Origin of the sequence: Sphingopyxis sp. USTB-05, assembly GCF_023822045.1 — a bacterium.
Taxonomy (GTDB): Bacteria; Pseudomonadota; Alphaproteobacteria; order Sphingomonadales; family Sphingomonadaceae; genus Sphingopyxis.
In genome coordinates this window covers 1,550,898-1,569,045 of the sequence record NZ_CP084712.1, presented here as the reverse complement: position 1 = coordinate 1,569,045, position 18,148 = coordinate 1,550,898, and the positions used below count along the sequence as shown (strand labels likewise).

14 protein-coding genes are annotated in these 18,148 nt (G+C 68.0%); 1 reads left to right on the top strand and 13 read right to left on the bottom strand.

Annotated features, from left to right (window positions below):
• Positions 1-10: 10 nt before the first annotated feature.
• The 12 genes from KEC45_RS06980 to KEC45_RS06920 all read right to left on the bottom strand — a co-directional run bounded on the left by KEC45_RS06980 (position 11) and on the right by KEC45_RS06920 (position 14,827).
• Positions 11-1,300 carry an Nramp family divalent metal transporter gene (locus tag KEC45_RS06980; protein WP_252171742.1) on the bottom strand — a complete coding sequence of 430 codons (1,290 nt, stop codon included), beginning with the start codon at positions 1,298-1,300 and terminating at the stop codon, positions 11-13.
• An 88-nt stretch (positions 1,301-1,388) separates the two neighbouring features.
• Positions 1,389-2,222 (bottom strand): sulfite exporter TauE/SafE family protein, encoded by an 834-nt coding sequence (locus KEC45_RS06975; protein WP_252171741.1) that lies wholly within the window; start codon positions 2,220-2,222, stop codon positions 1,389-1,391.
• Positions 2,183-3,763 carry a bifunctional protein tyrosine phosphatase family protein/NAD(P)/FAD-dependent oxidoreductase gene (locus KEC45_RS06970; RefSeq protein WP_252171740.1) on the bottom strand — a complete coding sequence of 527 codons (1,581 nt, stop codon included), beginning with the start codon at positions 3,761-3,763 and terminating at the stop codon, positions 2,183-2,185. The genes KEC45_RS06975 and KEC45_RS06970 overlap by 40 nt, the downstream gene beginning before the upstream one ends.
• Before the next feature lie 40 nt (positions 3,764-3,803).
• Positions 3,804-4,721 carry an MBL fold metallo-hydrolase gene (locus KEC45_RS06965; RefSeq protein ID WP_252171739.1) on the bottom strand — a complete coding sequence of 306 codons (918 nt, stop codon included), beginning with the start codon at positions 4,719-4,721 and terminating at the stop codon, positions 3,804-3,806.
• 8 nt (positions 4,722-4,729) lie between these two features.
• The gene (locus KEC45_RS06960) at positions 4,730-5,635 is read right to left on the bottom strand and encodes a creatininase family protein (protein ID WP_252171738.1); all 906 of its coding nucleotides are present in this window, start codon (positions 5,633-5,635) and stop codon (positions 4,730-4,732) included.
• Entirely contained in the window at positions 5,622-8,405 is a 2,784-nt protein-coding gene (locus tag KEC45_RS06955; RefSeq protein WP_252171737.1) for a M14 metallopeptidase family protein, read from the bottom strand. The genes KEC45_RS06960 and KEC45_RS06955 overlap by 14 nt, the downstream gene beginning before the upstream one ends.
• A gap of 32 nt (positions 8,406-8,437) precedes the next feature.
• Positions 8,438-9,745 carry an MFS transporter gene (locus KEC45_RS06950; protein WP_252171736.1) on the bottom strand — a complete coding sequence of 436 codons (1,308 nt, stop codon included), beginning with the start codon at positions 9,743-9,745 and terminating at the stop codon, positions 8,438-8,440.
• Between the two features lie 42 nt (positions 9,746-9,787).
• Positions 9,788-11,242: an amidohydrolase family protein gene (locus KEC45_RS06945; RefSeq protein ID WP_302851617.1), complete on the bottom strand. Its 1,455-nt coding sequence runs from the start codon at positions 11,240-11,242 to the stop codon at positions 9,788-9,790.
• 113 nt (positions 11,243-11,355) lie between these two features.
• A complete protein-coding gene (locus KEC45_RS06935) occupies positions 11,356-12,279 on the bottom strand; it encodes a polysaccharide deacetylase (RefSeq protein WP_252171735.1) in 924 nt (307 codons plus the stop codon).
• A 13-nt stretch (positions 12,280-12,292) separates the two neighbouring features.
• Complete coding sequence (locus tag KEC45_RS06930; protein ID WP_252171734.1) at positions 12,293-13,051, bottom strand: SDR family NAD(P)-dependent oxidoreductase; 759 nt, start codon at positions 13,049-13,051, stop codon at positions 12,293-12,295.
• On the bottom strand, positions 13,035-14,063 hold the full coding sequence (locus KEC45_RS06925) for a ketopantoate reductase family protein (RefSeq protein ID WP_252171733.1): 1,029 nt from the start codon (positions 14,061-14,063) through the stop codon (positions 13,035-13,037). The genes KEC45_RS06930 and KEC45_RS06925 overlap by 17 nt, the downstream gene beginning before the upstream one ends.
• The gene (locus KEC45_RS06920; protein WP_252171732.1) at positions 14,060-14,827 is read right to left on the bottom strand and encodes an IclR family transcriptional regulator; all 768 of its coding nucleotides are present in this window, start codon (positions 14,825-14,827) and stop codon (positions 14,060-14,062) included. Before KEC45_RS06920 ends, KEC45_RS06925 begins: the two co-directional genes overlap by 4 nt.
• A gap of 101 nt (positions 14,828-14,928) precedes the next feature.
• Here KEC45_RS06920 and KEC45_RS06915 point away from each other — a divergent pair, with 101 nt between their 5' ends.
• Entirely contained in the window at positions 14,929-16,047 is a 1,119-nt protein-coding gene (locus tag KEC45_RS06915) for a M20 family metallopeptidase (protein ID WP_252171731.1), read from the top strand.
• Between the two features lie 140 nt (positions 16,048-16,187).
• Here the strand turns inward: KEC45_RS06915 and KEC45_RS06910 are convergent, their stop codons facing one another.
• The gene (locus KEC45_RS06910; RefSeq protein WP_252171730.1) at positions 16,188-17,987 is read right to left on the bottom strand and encodes an amidohydrolase family protein; all 1,800 of its coding nucleotides are present in this window, start codon (positions 17,985-17,987) and stop codon (positions 16,188-16,190) included.
• Positions 17,988-18,148: the final 161 nt, after the last annotated feature.

The window sequence follows — 18,148 nt, the reverse complement described above, 5'->3', positions numbered from 1 at the left end:
GGGATGTCGGCTAGATCATCGTCCATATCTGATGCGCGCAGAGGACGACGAACAGGACAGAGGCGAGCGCGAGCAGAATGTTGGAAGGCCATCCCGAGCGCCATTCGCGCGGGACCGACCGCCCGTTGAGCAACCAGACCAGGGTCAGCGCGAGGAACGGCATGAAAAAGGCGCCGAACGCGCCATAGGCGATGATGAGCGCGAACGGCTGACCGAGCGTGAGCAGGATCATCGGCGGGAAGGTCAGCCAGAGCACATAGAAGCGATAGGCGGTGCTTGTCTCGAGATCGCTCCGGTCGCCGGCGGCGTGGGTGCCTCTCAGGTTGCGGACGAAATCGGCGAAGAGGAGCGACACCCCCTGCCATACGCCGAGGATCGACGAGAAAGTCGTCGCGACGAACCCGATGAGGAAGATCGTCGCGATGCGCGGCCCGAAGCGCTCGGCGAGCACGGCTTCGAGATCGAGCAGGCCGCGGTCGCCGCTTGCGAGAGCGATCTGCGCCGCGTGGAGCAGTTCGGCGCCGACGATGAGCATCGCGACGACGAAGATGCCGGTAACGATATAGGCGACGCGATTGTCGAAACGCATCATCCCCATCCAGACGGGACTGTTCCAGCCCTTGGCGTTGACCCAATAGCCATAGGCGGCGAGCGTGATCGTTCCGCCGACCCCGCCGATGAGGCCGAGCGTGTATATCACCGAGCCGTCGGGAAGTCGCGGAACCAGCCCGCCAGCGGCCGCACCGACATCGGGGACGACGAGGATCGCGAGGCCGACGACGACAATGAACATGATGCCGATGAAAAGCTTCATCGCCGCTTCGAAAATCGCGTAGCGGTTGAGCAGCACGAAGGCGGCGCCGAGCACGCCCGACAGGGCACCCCACGCCCAGAAGGGCAGGAGTCCCGGGAACAGCGCCGACAGCGGCAGCGCCGTCGCGCTCATCGCGGTGCCGCCGTATACGAAGCCCCAGAGGATGATGTAGATTCCGAAATACCAGCTCGTCCAGCGGCCGAGGGAACGCCAGCCCTCGAGGATCGTCGAGCCGGTCGCGAGATGGTAGCGGCCCGTCGCCTCGGCGAGCGCGATTTTGACGATGCAGCCGATCACCGCAGCCCAAAGCAGGGCGTAACCGAAGCGCGCGCCCGCGACGAGCGTCGCGACGAGATCGCCCGCACCCACCCCCGTTGCGGCGACCACGATGCCGGGTCCGACAAGCTTCCAGCGTGCAAGTCCCTTTGGCGGCGCATCGCGCGAGCCTGCCGCTTCGGGAGAAGACCCTCGATCCGGGGTGGTCATCGCAGCATGTCTCCGTGGTCGGTAAAGCGGGTTTGCGCCCATGCGGATCGGGGGCGAAGCGCGAGCATGACGGCCATCGCCCGGGACATCAACCGGCAGCGCCCGCGAGAAGCGCGGCGCTGCTGCGAAACAGCATATAGGCCGCCACCGCGAAGATCAGTCCGGCGAAGATCATCGTCAGCGTGCCGCGGCTCGACAATTTTCGTGCGGCACGGGCCCCGGCAACGCCGCCGACGAGCCCACCGACGATGAAGATGGCGGCAAGCGTCCAGTCGACGAGACCCGACATCGCATAGCTCATCGCGGTCGTAAGCCCGAAGGCGGTGACCGCGACGAGGCTCGTGCCGACGGCATTGAGGATCGGCATCTTCGTCGACGCGATCAGCCCGGGGACGATGAGGAACCCGCCGCCGATGCCGAAGAAGCCCGAAAAGCCGCCGGTCCCGAGACCATAGCCGAGCACCTTGGGGGCGTTGTGGCGATTGCACGCGGCACCCTCGATCCCCGGATTATTCCGCCCGCGCAGCATCAGCACCCCGACGCCGAGCATCAGGAGCGCGAAGAGAAAAAGCAATTTCTGGCCGTCGATCGCCTTGCCGATGGTCGAGCCCGCCAGCGCCCCGACGACGCCGCTCCCCGCGTAAAGAAAGCCGCAGCGCCATTTGACCGTTCCGGCCCGCGCGTGCTGCGCAAGCCCCGAAGCGGCGTTGGCCGCCACCGCGAGCGCGCTCGTCCCGATCGCGACATGCGGGCTGGCGACGCCGACGAGATAGACCATGAGCGGCACGGCGAGGATCGAGCCGCCACCCCCGACCAGCCCGAGCGTGAAACCGACGATTCCGCCCGACAGGCCGCCGAGCAGATATTGGAGCGTGTCGAGCGTCACCCGCCCGAACCAAGCGGCGCGGGCGCCGCGAGCCATTCGCGGCCGCGAAGCATGCCGTTCCAGTAGACGGTCGGAAGGATCTTCTCCTTGAGGAGCCAGGAGAGACGCGACGGCCGCGTGCCCTCGATCAGCCACTTGGGGAAGGTCGGCAGCAATTTGCCGCCATAGCCGAATTCGGCAAGGACGATCCGCCCGGCCTCGACGGTGAGCGGACAGCTCCCATAGCCGTCATAGGCGGCGACCGGCGCGGCGCCGTCGAGCGCCGCGAGCGCGTTGAGCGCGACGACCGGGGCCTGCTTGCGTGCGGCGGCAGCGGTCTTCGCATTGGTCGTGGCCGCGACGTCCCCGAGCGCGAAGATATTGGCGTAAACGCTGTGGCGGAGCGTCGCCTCATCGACCGCGACAAAGCCCGAAGGCGCCGCGAGCGGGCTCGACGCGATGAACTCGGGGGCGACCTGCGGCGGCACGACATGGATCATGTCGAAGCGTTCCTCGACCCGGCGGACCGTGTCGCCGCGGCGCTGCTCGAACAGCGCGACCTTTGCCGGACCGTCGACCGAGACGAGCCGCGATTCGAGCTGCAGATCGACGCCGTAGCGCGCGATATAGGCCTCGAGCGCGGGCACATAGGCCGCGACCCCGAACAGCGACGGGGTTGCGGTATGAAACTGGACATCGGCCTGGCCGAGCAGTCCGGCGCGTTCCCAGCGATGACAGGAGAGATACATCGCCTTCTGCGGCGCGCCCGCACATTTGATCGGCATCGGCGGCTGCGTGAACAGCGCCCGCCCGCCGCGGAACCGTCGCACGAGCCGATCGGTATAGGGCGCGAGATCGTAGCGATAATTGGACGTCACGCCATCGGCGCCGAGTGCCTCGGCAAGCCCCGGGATGGCGTCCCAGTCGAGTTTCAGCCCGGGGCAGACGATGAGCGCGCCATAGCCGAGCACGCGCCCGTCGGCGAGTGTGACCCGGTCGGCTGCGGGATCGAAGGACGCCGCGGCGCCGCGGATCCATTCGGCGCCTGCGGGGATCAGCCCCTCCTCGCCCCGCCGCGTCGCCTCGGCCGCGAATATGCCGCCGCCGACCATCGTGAAGCCGGGCTGGTAATAATGATCCTCATTCGGCTCGACGATCGCGAGCGACACACCCGGACGGCGGCGCAGGATGCTCGCAGCGGCTGCAATCCCCGCGCTCCCGCCGCCGATCACGACGATATCGTAGCGAGCCGTCCCGCCGTCGCTGCCGCGTGCGGCCGCCATTCCGGCGAGCTGCTCGGACCGTGCGCCCGAGCGGCAATAGGCAAGGACCGGCGCGGGCAGTTCGGCGAGCGCGCGCGCCATCGCCGCGGCATCGCCCTCCCCGATCCGTCCCGAGACGACGGGGATATGCACAAAGCGCAGGCCATGGGCCTCGGCCGCCGCCGCGATGGCAGACGCGGCAGGCTGACCCGCTTCTTCGCCGTCGGGGCGATTGCAGATGATCGCGCGAAAGCCCGAAGCGGCAAGCCCCGCAACATCGGCCGGATCGATCTGCGGCGACACGCGAAGCGTGGGGGTCAGGGTCCTGATGCTCATAATCTCTCCGTTCGTCAGGGGGCCTACGGGCCGCCGGCGCCTACAGCCGGTCGACCGGTATCTTGAGGTAGGCGACGCCGTTATCCTCGGCGGGCGGCAGCCGCCCGCCGCGCATGTTGACCTGCACCGCAGGGAGCAGCAGCGCGGGCATCGAGAGCCCCGCGTCGCGCGCGCGCCGCCGGGCGACGAACTCGTCCTCCGAAATCCCGTCGCGCGCATGGACATTGCCCGCGCGCTGCTCGCCGACCGTCGCCTCCCAGCGATGCTCGTTGCGCTCCGCGCTCAGATAATCGTGGCACATGAAGAGCGGCGTTTCCGCCGGAAGGTCGAGGATGCGCCGCAGCGAGCGGAAGAGCTGTGCGGCGTCGCCGCCCGGAAAGTCGGCACGCGCCGAACCATAGTCGGGCATGAACATCGTATCGCCGACAAAAACGACGTCGCCGATGACATAGGCGACGCACGCAGGCGTATGCCCCGGCACATGAAGCACGGTCACCGGCAAGCCGCCGATCGCGAAGCGCTCGCCGTCGGCGAACAGCCGGCCAAAGTCCGAGCCGTCGCGGCGGAAGCTCGCCCCGGCGTTGAAGATGTCGCCGAACACCGCCTGGACGTCGCGAATATACTCGCCGATCGCGATGGTGCCGCCGAGGATCTTGGCAAGCCAGGGCGCGGCCGAGAGATGGTCGGCATGCGCGTGCGTCTCGAGAAGCCAGTCGATAGCGATGCCGGCGCCTTGCACATAGGCGACGATCGCTTCCGCCGACGCGGTCGACGTCCTGCCCGACGCGGCATCGAAATCGAGGACGCTGTCGATCACAGCACCGCGCATCGTCGCGGGATCGTGGACGACATAGGAGATGGTCGAGGTCGCGGGATCGAAGAAGGCGCGCACCGCCGCCGCGCCCTTCGCCGCCCCGAGTAGCTGCGCGTGGGCGGCCGCCAATGCCCTGTCTGCCATCGGTTCGCTCATGCCGGTTCGGGTCCGAGGTGCGGCCGTGCCGGATCGCAGCGCCGGAAATGCGTGACGAAGTCGGTGATCGCCGCGACGATCCATTCGGAGAAGCGCGCGCCGGCCTCGGCCGACGCAAGGGTCGGATCGCCCGCTCCCACGCCGTTCGACGCGACCTCGGTCACGTCGAGCGGGAGCCCGACCTCGAACCCGCCGAAGGTGACGCCTGCAAAGAGGCTCGTCGTCGGCAGGCCGAAGGCGTTCGAACGCATCGCCGGGCGCGCCGCACCCATGCGCATCAGTTCGGGGGTGAGATGGAGACCGACCGAGGTGACGGGATCGGCGCCATGGCCGCGCGCGCGCGCGCTGCCCGCGCCATGAACCTCCTCCCAGAGGCTGTCGGGGATCATGCGCCAGAGATTGAGCGAGGCGATCATGACGCCGCGCTCGGCCCTCAGCTTCTGCGCGACCTGCGCGATCAGCGGCGCGTTCGTCGAATGGCCGTTGCAGATGACGATATGGCTGAGGCCATGGTCGAGAAAGGCGGTGACCATATCCTCGAGGATCATCGAGAAAGTGGAAGCACGAAGCTGAATGCCGCCCGCCGCGCCGCGGAAGAAATCCGCATGTCCGAACGGCAGCACCGGCGCGCAGATTGCGCCCGCGCGTTCGGCGGCCGCGAGCGCGAGCCGTTCGGCGAGGACATAATCGCCCATCGGCGCGTGCGGCCCCTGCTGCTCCTGGCTGCCGAGCGGAAGCAGGATCGGGGGATTGCCGGCGAGCCGGTCCCGAAACTCGGGCCAACTCAGATCCTGCAGCGCATGCGCGCGCTTCGCGGGCGCGCCCGCATCCCGCGCTGGCGCCGCGGAGGTCTCGCTGCGTCCTGCCGCGCGCGCCCTGGTCTTCGCCTCAGCGCTTGCCATGGCCAGCGCCCAGATAGATGGCGTTGAACAGGAGCTTGAAGGCGCCATGCGTCTGCGCGCGGAGCGCAACCTCGGGACCGATCAGGACGACGCGGCCCTTGCCGCGATCGACCTCGACGATCGCCGCGCTTCCGTCGAGCCGGTCGAGCCCGTGCGCCCAGCCGCTCTTGAGCTTCGGCACGCCGGTAAAGCGCACCGGCACCTGGACGCCCGTCGCACCCGGCTTCAGCTTCCACACCGGGCTGTCGTCGAAGAAGAGATCGACCTTTTCGGGCATGCCGTACGCAAAGGGCGACGCGCGATCGACCGACGCCTCGACCAGCGCGCCCGGCACATAGAATTTGCTGCGAGGCGGACGCGCGGTCTTGCCGTCGACCGTCTCAGCCACCGCATCCTCGACCGGCAGGTCCATTGCCTGCGCCACCGCCTGCGCCGAGCCGCCCATCGCGATCAGCGAGCCGCCGTCCTCGACGAAGGCCTTCAGCGCCGGGATCGTCTTCGCGCTCGTCACCGTCCCGAGCCAGCCGCGATATTCGGCGGGGATTTCTTCGGGCTTGGGCTGCTTGTCGTCGCCGCGACCGCGGAACATGCCGTCGCCGCTCGCGCGGCCTTCCTGGAGCTGGAAGGCGGCATGCGGGAGGATCACGACGTCGAAATCCTTGCGCAGCTTGCCGGCATCGAGCTGCTGCGGCCGCACGATGGTGAAGGAGAATTCATGCTGGTCGAAGATCCAGCGCATCCATCCGGTCGGCATGAGCCCGCCGTAAATATCGACGAGCGCGATGCGCGGCCGCTTCATCGCAGTCCGGTCGCCCGCAGGCGCTGCTACGGCGCGTTCGACGTCGAGCCCGAGTTCGGTCGCCGCTGTCTCGACGATACGCGCGGCCGCCGGGTTCGCGGGAACCCAGAGCGCGCCGGTTTCGGCCGGGCCGCCCGCCACCGCCACCGGATCGGCGAGCCAGGAGACGGGGACACCCGCTTTCAGGAGCCGGTTCGAGAGGATGAAGCTGTTGTTCGCGCCATGCCCGACGAGATAGCCCGCCTTCCCCTCGCCGACGATCTTGCCCGGCGCGGTCGCGAGCAGGGTCGAGAGGCGCTCGGAGGGCACGTCGAGCGGATCGAGCACGCGCTCGAAGCCGACACCCATCTGGAAGGCCGGGGTATAGCCCGTCGCGTCGGCGGGCGGGATCGGCGGACCGCCCGGATATTCGAAATTCTCAGGGTAATCCTGGGGCTCGAACATATCGAGGATATGCGGGCGATAGGCCTGCGCGGTGCGCACGAAATAGGTGCCCGCCGGCCAGGACTTGCCGTTGGCGGTGAACGGCGCGCTCGCGCGGTCGACGTCGACGCCGAGCTTGATCAGCGCGTTGAGGAAGCGGATCGCGGTCGGATAGTCGCGCTGGCCGGGATCGATGACATAGGCGCGCGCGTCGCGGTTCGCCGGGTTCTTCATGACCGCGTCGTAGAAGCGGGGATCGATCGAGCTGCTGCCGCGGGTGCGGGTCGCGACGGGCTTGGCGCCGGTCGCGGCCGAGGCGGCGTGCATCTCGGCGATGCGCGTCGGCGTCATCGTCCAACTGTCCTCGCTGCCGCGCGCGATGCTGTTCGCGCCCATCCGGTAGATGTTGAAGAGCAGCTTCTCGCGGTTCGCCGCGGCATAGCTCAGCACCGCGCGGTTGATCGACATGCTATATTCGAGCGACTGGCCGATATGCCATTTCTGCGGCGCGATCGGCGCCGGCTGGTTGTTGCCCGGGAGCTGGCGCTCGGGGACGAGCTCGATATCGATCGGAACGGGCTTGCCGATCGTCTCGGTGAGGATGCCGATCGCATTGTGGAAATAGGAGATTGAACGGAGGTTGCCATTGTACCAGGTGTCGTAATGCGCGCCATCGCGCGACGTGCCGCCGCGCTTGCCCTCGGCGAGGAGACGCGATTGCATCGCCGCCCCCACTTCCTCGAGGCTCGTCATCACGAGCGGATCGAAGTTGAAGTTGAACGGGTCGCGGAAGGGCGGAATGAAGACGACCGTTCCGGCGGGGCCGGTCTGATGCTGGTTGAGCACGACCTGCGGACGCCAGTCGCGGAAGAGGACGCGGGTGATATTCTGCGTCTCGGGCATCTCGGCCATGTAGAAATCGCGATTGTTATCGTGGCCGACATAGGCGTGGTAGAGCTTGGGCAGGCTTTCGAAGCCCGCCTCGCGTTTCGCCGGATCCTTGATCCGCATATACCAGTTGGCGACGAGCTCCTGGCCGTCCGGATTGTTCGCGACGAAGAGGATGATGACATTGTCTCGGATGCGCTTCGCCTCGGCGTCGTCGCTGTTCACAAGGTCGTAGACCTGCTGGATGATCGCCGAATGGGTCAGTGTCTCGCTTGCATGGATGCCGCCATCGACCCAGATCACCGCCTTGCCTTCGGCGGCGAGCGCGCGCGCCTGCTCGTCGGTCAGCCCTTCGGCGCGGCCAAGCCGCTCCGAGATGTCCTTATATTTGTCGAGCATCGCGAGATTCTCGGGCGACGAGACGATCGCCATGAGCTGGCGCCTTTTCTCGACGGTCGGGCCGATATCGACGAGCTTGATCCGGTCGCTGACCTCGGCGAGCCGCTTCCAGTAGATCGCGGTCTCGCTGTAGCTCGCGACATAGCGGTCCTCGCCCATGTCGTGCCCGAGCACCTCCTTCGGCGTCGGGACGGGACCTGCGATCGCGGCGCTCGTCGTCATCAGCCACGCGAAGGCGGCGGCAGCGGCCAGTCGTTTCATAAGTCGGGACCCTCTTGGTTGGTTGTTGGCGGCTAGCGATCGAGCGCGGTGGCCTGATCGGGCGCTTTCAGTCGAAGCAGGAAGACGAGCGTCAGCGCGGCGGCCGACATGACGTAGAAGGCGGGCGCCGCGAGCGCGCCCGTCTGCTGGATGAGCAAGGTGGCGATGAAGGGCGCGAAGCCGCCGAAGAGCATCACGGCGCCATTGTAGCCGACCGACAGCGCCGAATAGCGCACCCGCGTCGGCAGGAGTTCGCAAAGGAAGGTCGGCGCGCAGCCACTGTATAGGCCGCTCAATATGCCCGCGGTGATCGCCGTCGCGTAGATGGTCCACGGCGCCTGGAAACTCGCCATCGCATGGAAGAGCGGAAAGACGAGCAGCAGAAATCCTGTCGCGCTCGCGACGAGAAAGGGCTTGCGCCCGAAGCGGTCCGACAGATGCCCCGCGAGCGGGATCACGGCGAGATTGACGAGCGTACCGGCGGTGATCGCGAGCAATACCGTGCCGCGCTCGATATGGAGAAGCTCGGTCGCATAGCTGATGAGGAAGGCGCCGAACGTATAGCCCGCGACGCACCAGATGATCGCGACGCCGAAGACATTGGCGACCGCGCCGCGGTGATGCGCGATCACTTCGCGGATCGGGCTAGCCGAACGGTCCTCGCTCGCGGCGCGGTAGCGCGGCGTCTCGCGGACGCTGCGGCGCAGGTAGAAGCCGACCGGCGCGACGAGGAAGCCGAGCAGGAAGGGAATGCGCCAGCCCCAGTCGATCATCTGCTGTTCGGTGAGGAGCGCGTTGAGCAGGAGCGACGTGCCGAGCGCCGAGAGGATCGCGACGCTCGTGCTGAGCTGCTGGAGCGCGCCGTAGAAGCCGCGCCGGTGCGGCGGCGCATATTCGACGAGGAAGGTCGTCGCCCCGCCCCATTCGCCGCCCGCGGCAAAACCCTGGAGGAGCCGGCAAATGACGAGCAGGATCGGCGCCGCGATCCCGATCGTCGCATAGGCGGGAATGAGGCCGGTGGCGCCGGTGGCGCCCGCCATGAGGAGCATGGTGAAGACGAGCGCACTCTTGCGGCCGTAAAGGTCGCCGAAATGGCCGAGCACCACGCCGCCGACCGGCCGCATGACGAAGCCGACGCCATAGGTCGCAAAGCTCGACAGGATGATCGTCACCGGATCGGCTTCGGGGAACATCGCATGACCGATCTGCGCCGCGAAATAGCCGTAGATGATGAAATCGAAGAGCTCGAACCAGTTGCCGATCATCGCCGAACCGAGCGCGCGCGCGGTTTCGCGGCGCGTCGGTTCGATACGTCCGGCGGCGGCCTCGGTCGCGTCCATCGCGCGCCCTCCCCTAGGCTTTGGCAAGCGACGCGCGGAGCATCACTTCACGTCCGCCGGGGGCGAGGGTTTGACGAGCGGTGTCGAGACGTGACGCGGGGTGACGAGTTCGCCATCCTTGATCAGCCACTGACCGTCCTTGATGACCTGCTGGACCTTCGCAAGATCGTCGAGATTCTCGTCGGGGCGGCCATCGACGATGATGATGTCCGCAAGCTTGCCGGGTTCGATGCTGCCGAGCTCGTCGCCCATGTCGAGGAGACGCGCGTTGACGATCGTTCCCGCCTTCAGGGCGTCGGTGACCGAATAGCCGCCGCGCACGAACCATTTGAGCTCGGCGATATAGCTGTTGGGAACCATCAGGCTCGCGTCGCCGATCGTGTCGGTGCCGACGCCCATGATGATGCCCGCGGCCTTCATCTTCTTGAACTCGTCGAAATTGCCCTGGCTCGTCATCGTGAAGCGGCGCGACGTCGAACCGTAGAAGCCGCCGGCGCGGTCGAGCAGATTCTGGTAGACCTGCAAGGTCGGCACCGCGGCGATCTTCTTCTTCGCCATCTTGGCGATCGCGGCATCCGAGCGCGGCAGCGGATGCTCGATCATGTCGATGCCAGCGTCGACCGCCATCTCGGTGTAGATGGTCTCGCAGTCACAGGTGACCTTGAGGCCCAGCAGGTGCGCCTCTTCGATCGCGGCGCGCACCTCGTCGGGCGCGAAGTGGCTCGCGATCTTGATGACGCTCGCGCCTTCTTTGAACGCCTTGCGGACCATGCCGCGCCAAGCGTCGGGGCCGTCGACCTCCTTGGCGTAATCTGGACCATGGCTAGGGATCGAGGGACGCTCGGTCGCGTGGCCGCCGGTGCCAGTGATGATCCAGCCCGCCGCGAAGACGCGCGGCGCAGGGATCATGTCCGCGGCGCTCCACTGGCTGAGCAGGAACGGCGCGTTGCTGACGCCGTTCAGGTCGCGGACCGAGGTGAACCCATACTCCAGGAAATAGCGAAGGTTGCGTTGACCGCGGAGCGTCCCTGCCCCTTCGCTGCCCTGCTCGTCGAACGGCGAGGCGCGGTCGGGATAGGTGACGTGCGTATGCATGTCGATGAGCCCCGGCATCACCGTCTTGCCCGCGGCATCGATGATCTTCGCGTCGGCTCCCCAGCCGGTCGCATCGGGCGGCAGAACCGCCTTGATGCGATTGCCCTGGATGACGACGGTCGCGGGGCGGACGCCGTCGCTCACCGCGTCGAACAGCCGCCCACCGCGAACAACGAGCTCGGGGCCGGTTTCGGCGACGGGCTTCATCGGGATGCGCACGGGATCGTCGCTCGTCGTCGCACCGGGCGCGAGGAACGGCCGGCGATCGTTGAGCTTGGAGACCGGCTCGCCGGCAGGCGCCTGCGCGAACGAGGCAGCCGAAAGGGCAAGAAGAGCCGCTGCGGCCGTGGCCCCGAGACAGGTCCTCGCAAGGGACGACTGGAAGGACAGTTTCGCTTTCATGGCGGACAGCGGCTCCTTTGAAGTGAGGGCGGACGCTTGATTCGGCCTGAAAGGCCCGCCCTCGTTGGTTAAGACGCAGCCTTGCGGGTTCACCCCACCAGACATTTTCAGGTTCATGCTTTTTCTCCGCGGGGTCCCGCATCCGCAACGCCACCGCGCGCATGCGCGATGACGTCGCGGTGAGTGGCGAACCAGGCCCCGCGCGCGGCGGCGTGGCCGAGCAGCTCGTCGAGTATCCAGATGCGCGAGCGCGCGGCGATGATGTGCGGATGGAGGGTGAGCTGGAACACTCCGCCCGCGTCGCACGCGGCATCGAGCTCGCGGCGGAAAATGTCGAACACGTCGCCGGGCGCGAGATGCGGCCGCGCCGATCCGAAACGGTCCATCAGGAAATAGGGCGCGTCGTCGCGGATCCATTCGACGGGAAGTTCGGCGACGCCGCATTCCTCGCCATCGAGCAGCAGCTCGTAGCAATCCTCGTCGGCCATGAGCGAGCTGTCATAGGCGAGCCCCATGTCGCGGATTGTCCGGAGCGTGCCCGGCCCGAAATCCCACGATGGCGTGCGGATGCCGACGGCGCGCACGCCGCAGACCGCCTCGATCGTGTCGGCCGAGCGCAGCATGAGGTCGCGTTCGGCAGCCTCGGGCAGAACCGAATTGCGCTCGTGGATCCAGCCGTGAAGGCCGATTTCATGGCCTTCGGCAACGACGCGGCGCTGTTCGTCTGGATGGAGCAGCGCGGCGACCGCGGGCACGTAGAAACTCGCCGGCACGCTATGGCGCGCGAGCAGGTCCAAAATGCGGGGCACGCCGACGCGTGCGCCATATTCGCCCCAACTCAGCCGGGAGATCGAATTGCCGCCATCGCGCAGCTCGTTGGTCTCATGGTCGCTGTCGAACGAGATGGCGACCGCAAAGCCTTTGCCCTCCGGCCAGGCGGCCGGGGCGAGGCGCCGTCCCGCGCGCACGCGGTTCACGCGCCCGCGCCATTCGGCCTCTTCCCACTGCCAGGGCTCACGTGCCGTCCCGTCGGTCATAATCCTTGCTCCCTCAACGGATACCGCCATCGACGCTCAATATCTGGCCGGTCACGAACCCCGCCCAGTCCGAGGCGAGAAACAGCGTCGCCCGGGCGATGTCCTCCGCGCTGCCGAGCCGGCGCATCGCAACACCGCCGAGGATATCGGCCTGCCGCTCGGGGCCATAAGCATCCCACTGGCGGCGCGTCGCCTCGCCGGTGAGCACAAGGCCCGGTGCGATGGCGTTGACCCGAATACCCTGCGGTCCGAGCTCATGTGCGAGCTGCCGGGTCAGCCCGAGAAGTGCGTGCTTCGCGGCGCAATAGGCCTGGATGCCGGTGAGCGAGGCGCGCAGCGAGGCGCCCGAACAGATATTGACGATCGCGCCCGATCGCGCCGCCGCCATATGCTGCGTGGCGGTGCGCGACAGCGCCATCGCCGCGTTGAGATTGATGTCGAGGACGATATTCCAGTCGGCGTCGGACAGTGTCTCGAACGGTTGGTGCTGTTGTCCGGCGACGCCGCCTGCATTGTTGACGAGGATGTCGATGCCGCCCGCCTCGCCGGCGACCGCCTCGATCCAGTCTGCCGCCGCCGCGCGGTCGCGAAGATCGACCCTGGCGCAGCCGATACCCGCGGCAACCAGCGGGTCGAAGCCCGAGGGATCGAGATCGCATCCATAGACATGCGCGCCCTGCGCACGAAACGCCTCGGCGATCGCGACGCCGAAGGCCGAGCCGACGCCGCTGACGGCGACGGAGCGGCCCGCGAGGTCAGGCAGCGAGGGCATGGGCGAGCTCAGCGAGATGGGCGTCGTCCTGGATCGCGGTGCCGCCCTCGATCCGGTGGATGAGCGCAATCAGCCCCGACAAGGCGGGCGTTGCGATCCCGCGCGCGGCCGCGATGTCCGCGACCATGCCGAGCTGCGCATCAACCTCGGTCTTGCGGCGGTGAACGGCGAGGTCGCGCCAAACGCCCGAATGGGGCTTGGCGCCGCCGCGATAGAAATCGGCGATCGCGCGAATGCTCGCGGCGCTTTCGGCGGCGCGCGCTCGCGGTCCGAACGCCGCGGGCTCGAACCCGTTGAATCCGGCTGGCTCGACGCCTTCGGCGCGCGCCGTCCGGATCGCCTCTCCCGCGAGCTTGCGCCAGAGTGGTAGCAGTTCGGGGCGGTCGAGCGTCGCGGCAATCCCCGCCATCGCCGTCGCCTCGGCAAAGAGCAGCGCGGCATAAGCGAGCTTGCCCCAGATGAAGGCCCAGATGTCGGGGGTGGCGATCACATCGGGTTCGAAATCGCCGAGCAGGCGGAAGAGCTCGCCGAGGCGAACAGTCGTTTGCCCGTCCCATTCGCCAAGCGCCACCGCGCCGCGGTTGCCGAGCATGATCCTGCCGTCACCGGTCCGGTCAGCCCCGAAATTGACGAAGCCGACGACGACGCGGTCGCGCCCGAGCACATCGGCGGCAAGCCGCGCCGCGAGCCCGTTCTGCAAGGTGAGAACGCAGCCGCCGTCGGCAAGATGGGGCGCGATCATCGTCGCAGCGGCGGCGGTGTGGTGCGCCTTCACGCAAATCATGACCTTGTCCCATCGTCCCGAAAGCTCATCGGGGCGCCAGGCGCGGACCGAGCCCGCCCGCGAGCGGACCGGACCTTCGATGACGAGACCGCGTCCGGGGTCGCGCAGCGCCGCGACATGATCCCCGTCCATGTCGACGAATTCGACGTCATGCCCCGCATCGACGAGCGCCGCGCCGACCGCGCCGCCGACCGCGCCCGCACCGCAGACGAGGACGCGCCCGCTCATGCGGCACCGCGATTGTCGAGGCGCGCCGCAATGGCCGAGGCCGCAGCGCGGAGCGCGTCCGCTATCGCCTCTTCCTTGCCGACGAAGCGCGGCGAGATGCAGCCCGCGTTGACCGCGCCGACGACGCGGCCATCGGCGAGCCGGATCGGTACCGCCGCTCCGGTCCCGCCAAGCGCATATTCCTCGGCAACGACCGATATGCCCTCGCGCGCCGCCTCGTCGATCCGCGCCTCGATCGCGGTGCGGTCGGTCAGGCTGTGCGGCGTGACCGCCACCGGGTCGATGCGGTCGAGAAAGGGCGCACGTGCCTCGCGCGGCATCTGCGCAAGGAGGACGCGGCCGATCGCGGTGCAATAGGCGGGCAGCTCCTGGCCAATGTCGATATCGTAGCGGATATTCTCGTGCGTCACCGCCTTGGCGAGAAGGCGGACCATGCCCTTGTCGGTGAGGGTCGCGAGTATCGCGGTTTCACCGATCGTGTCGGCAAGCTCGCGCAGCACGGGCTCGGCGACCGCGACGAGCCGCGCGGCCTGCCCGCCCCAGCCGAAACCGCCGCTGCGGAAGTCCGCGTGAAGCCGGTAGCGATCGCCTTCGCCCCGCACCGCATAGCCGCGCCCCGCAAGGGTCCGCAGCAGCATGAGCGTGCTGCTCTTGGGCGCGCCGAGCCGCTCGCACGCCTCGGCGAGCGACAGCCCGTCCTCGGCGCCGGCAAGCAGCTCGAGAAGGTCGAGGACGCGCGATGCGGAGCGAACGCTATCGTTCATATATGTGAACCTGATTTGTCATGTTGAACGAGATGACAGCAACGCCTATGAGTCGTCAAGCCCTTCGGCCGGGCATCGACTCAGCAGCAAGAAGGCCCATCATGACATCAGACGAACAGGCGGTCGCGACGCTCAGCCAATGGCTCGCCCTCGAAAGCCCCACCCACGACGCCGCCGCGATCAACGCGATGCAGGACATGATTCTCGAGGAGGTCGCCGGCGAACCCATCCGGATCGAACGCATCCCGGGCCGCGACGGGCTCGGCGATTGCGCGGTGCTCCACGCCGGCGCCGACAATGACCGGCCCGGCATTCTCGTCGTCACCCATGTCGACACCGTCCACCCCGTCGGCACGCTCGCGGGCCCGCTCCCGGTGCGCCGCGACGGCGACCGGCTCTACGGACCCGGCGTCTATGACATGAAGGGCGGCATCTATCTGGCGCTGGTGGCGTTTCGCAACGCAGCGCGCCTCGGCACCGCGCTCGGACGGCCGATCCGCTTCCTTCTCTCGCCGGACGAAGAGATCGGCAGCCCGACGACACGCACGCTCGTCGAAGACCTCGGCCGCCGGTCGAGCCATGTGCTCGTCATGGAGCCCGCGCGGCCCGGCGGCGCTGCGGTCACTGCGCGCAAGGGGGTCGGCTGGTTCGACGTCGAAGTCGAAGGCCGGCCCGCGCACGCGGGCTCGCGCCACCAAGACGGACGCAGCGCAATCCGCGAAGCCGCGCGCCAGATACTGAATATCGAGGACATGACCGACTATGATCGCGGCACGACCGCAACGGTCAGCAAGGTCAGCGGCGGCACCGCGATCAACGTCGTGCCGCATCAGTGCCGTTTCGCGGTCGACGTGCGGATCACCAATAGCGCCGAGGGCGAACGGATGGAGCGCGCCATTCTCGGACTCGAGCCGATCGGCCCCGATGTCGCGGTAAAGGTCGGCGGCGGGATCAACCGGCCCGCCTACGAACGCAGCGAAGGCGTCGCGAGGCTCTTCGAGACCGCGCGGAGCGAAGCTGCGGCGCTCGGCTTCGATCTCGCCGAGGTACCGATGGTCGGCGGCGGCTCCGACGGCAATTTCACCGCCGCGCTCGGCGTCCCGACGCTCGACGGCCTTGGCGTCGATGGCGACGGCGCGCATACGCTCGACGAATATTGCCTGATCTCGTCGATCGAGCCCCGCCGCCAGCTCGTCGAACGCCTGCTCCAGACGCTCTGACCAAAAAACCCGCACCGGCGCCGCGGCGAACCGCGATGCCGGTGCGGGGGTCACCGCGGCGAGCACCCGTGGGGGCGCACACCGCGGACGGGAGAGCCCGTCAGAATTGGGGCGGCGCACGCCGCCCCGGTCGATACGCGTCAGTAGAAGCCGAGATTGTCGATTTCGCCCCAGGCGCTCGCGCCGGCATCGCGCTGGACGACGACCCCGACCTGCACCAGATCGTCGCCGCGCCAGGACGGCGCGTCGCCGCGGCCGGGCCGCGTCGCCACGAGCGCGCTGAACGGCACACGCAGCTCGGACCAGCCTTCCTTCGCCTCGATCGGGGCGGTGAATTCGCCCGCGAGCGTGTTGACGACGAGGAGATAGCGGCCGGCGCCGCGCATATCGAGCCGGACACCCGCAAACTTGCGCGCATCGACCGGACGCACCGACCCGCGGCTCAAGGGCACGAGAACGCCGCCCTCGGGCTTGTCCTTGAGCGACATCTGCACCGCGAAGGCGAGCGCCGAGCCGTTACCGCCCGCATGGGTGACGCGGTTCATGACCACCGCGGAGCGCTCGACACCGCCGTCCATGTCGGTGAGGCGCAGCGTGTCGAGCGAGCTGCGCCCGTCGGCGCGCTCGAAATCGTCGATCAGCGCTGCCGCGGGCAGCGCCGGAAGCGACGTCGCCGCATTGCCCGCGGGCAGCTTGACGCCGCCGCCATGAACGAGCTTGCCGTCGACATAGACGCGGTCGATCTTCTCGACGTCGCCGATCGTCTCCCAGGGCCTGCCGTCGATCAGAATGAGATCGGCGCGTTTGCCCTTTTCGATCGTGCCGCGGTCGCCCGCGAGACCGAGCGCGAGCGCACTGTTCGACGTGCCCGCGAGCAGCGCCGCCTTGGGCGTGAGCCCGGCCGCCACGAGCAGCTCCATTTCCTGGAGTGTCGAGATGCCATGCTTCGCACCGCCGATGCCCGCGTCGGTCCCGACCGCGATCGTGACGCCAGCCGCATGGAGATTGCGGACATTTTCTTCGGCATAGCCATATTTGCGGATGCGCAGGCGCGTCGCGGCATCGTCCTTGCGCCCGGGGCCCATTTCATCGGGCTTGAGCTGATAGATAGCGAGCGTCGGAGCGTAGAAGGTGCCCGCCTTCTTGATCCGGGCGATCGCCTCTGCGTCGAGCACGCCGTCCTGGATGCTGTGCGCGATCACGTCGATCCCGGCGTCGGCGGCGAGCTTGCCGCGCTCGACGGTCACCGTGTGAGTGAGGACGCGCTGGCCATGCTTGTGCGCCTCGTCGGCGAGCGCGGCGAGCGTCTCGACATTCATCGAGGTTTCTTCCGGGAGCTGCCCGTAGCGCCAGCCGTCGGCGAATGCCTTGATATAATCGGGACGGTAGGACTGGAGAGCCTGCACCTCGCGCCGCGCGCTCTCGGCGGTCGCAACCCATTTGGTGGTGTTGGTATCGCCCCAGTCGGCGCCATGCCCGCCCGGCGTGCTCATGCGCGCGACGAAATTGACGTGGGGCGAATAGATGTCCGCAAGCCAGGCACGGCGCGGCGCAAAGGCCTCGGGCTGCTGATGGAAGTCGTTCACCGTCGTCACGCCGCTGGCCAGATAGGCGCTCGCGATCTGCGGCAGCGTACCGGGCGAACCCGACGGCGACCAATGGGTGTGGACGTCGATGAAACCCGGCAGGAGCGCCTTGCCATCGGCGCGCACGATCGTCGCGCCCTTCGGAACCTTGACGTCGGCGCCGACCGCCTCGATCCGGCCATCGCGCACGACAACCGTGCCGCGATAGGGATCCTTGCCCGTCGCATCGAAGATCGTCGCGCCGGTAATCGCGACTACCTCGCCGGCCGGCTTGGCAAGCACCGACTGGCCCGCCCAGCCAAGACCGGCGGCAATTGCCGTTCCCGCTACAAGCATCTTCCGAAAACTGGCCACGCGCGTCTCCTCGATTATCTGATTGGCACCCTGCCCTGCTTTGACGCAGCGGCGGCGGATAACCCCACCAGCCTGTTCGGTCCGCGCCCGCCATGTCGCAACAAAATGCGCTTGTCGACCGCATTGCTGCTGCGGAACCTCGCCGCGCCTGCGTCTCTGCC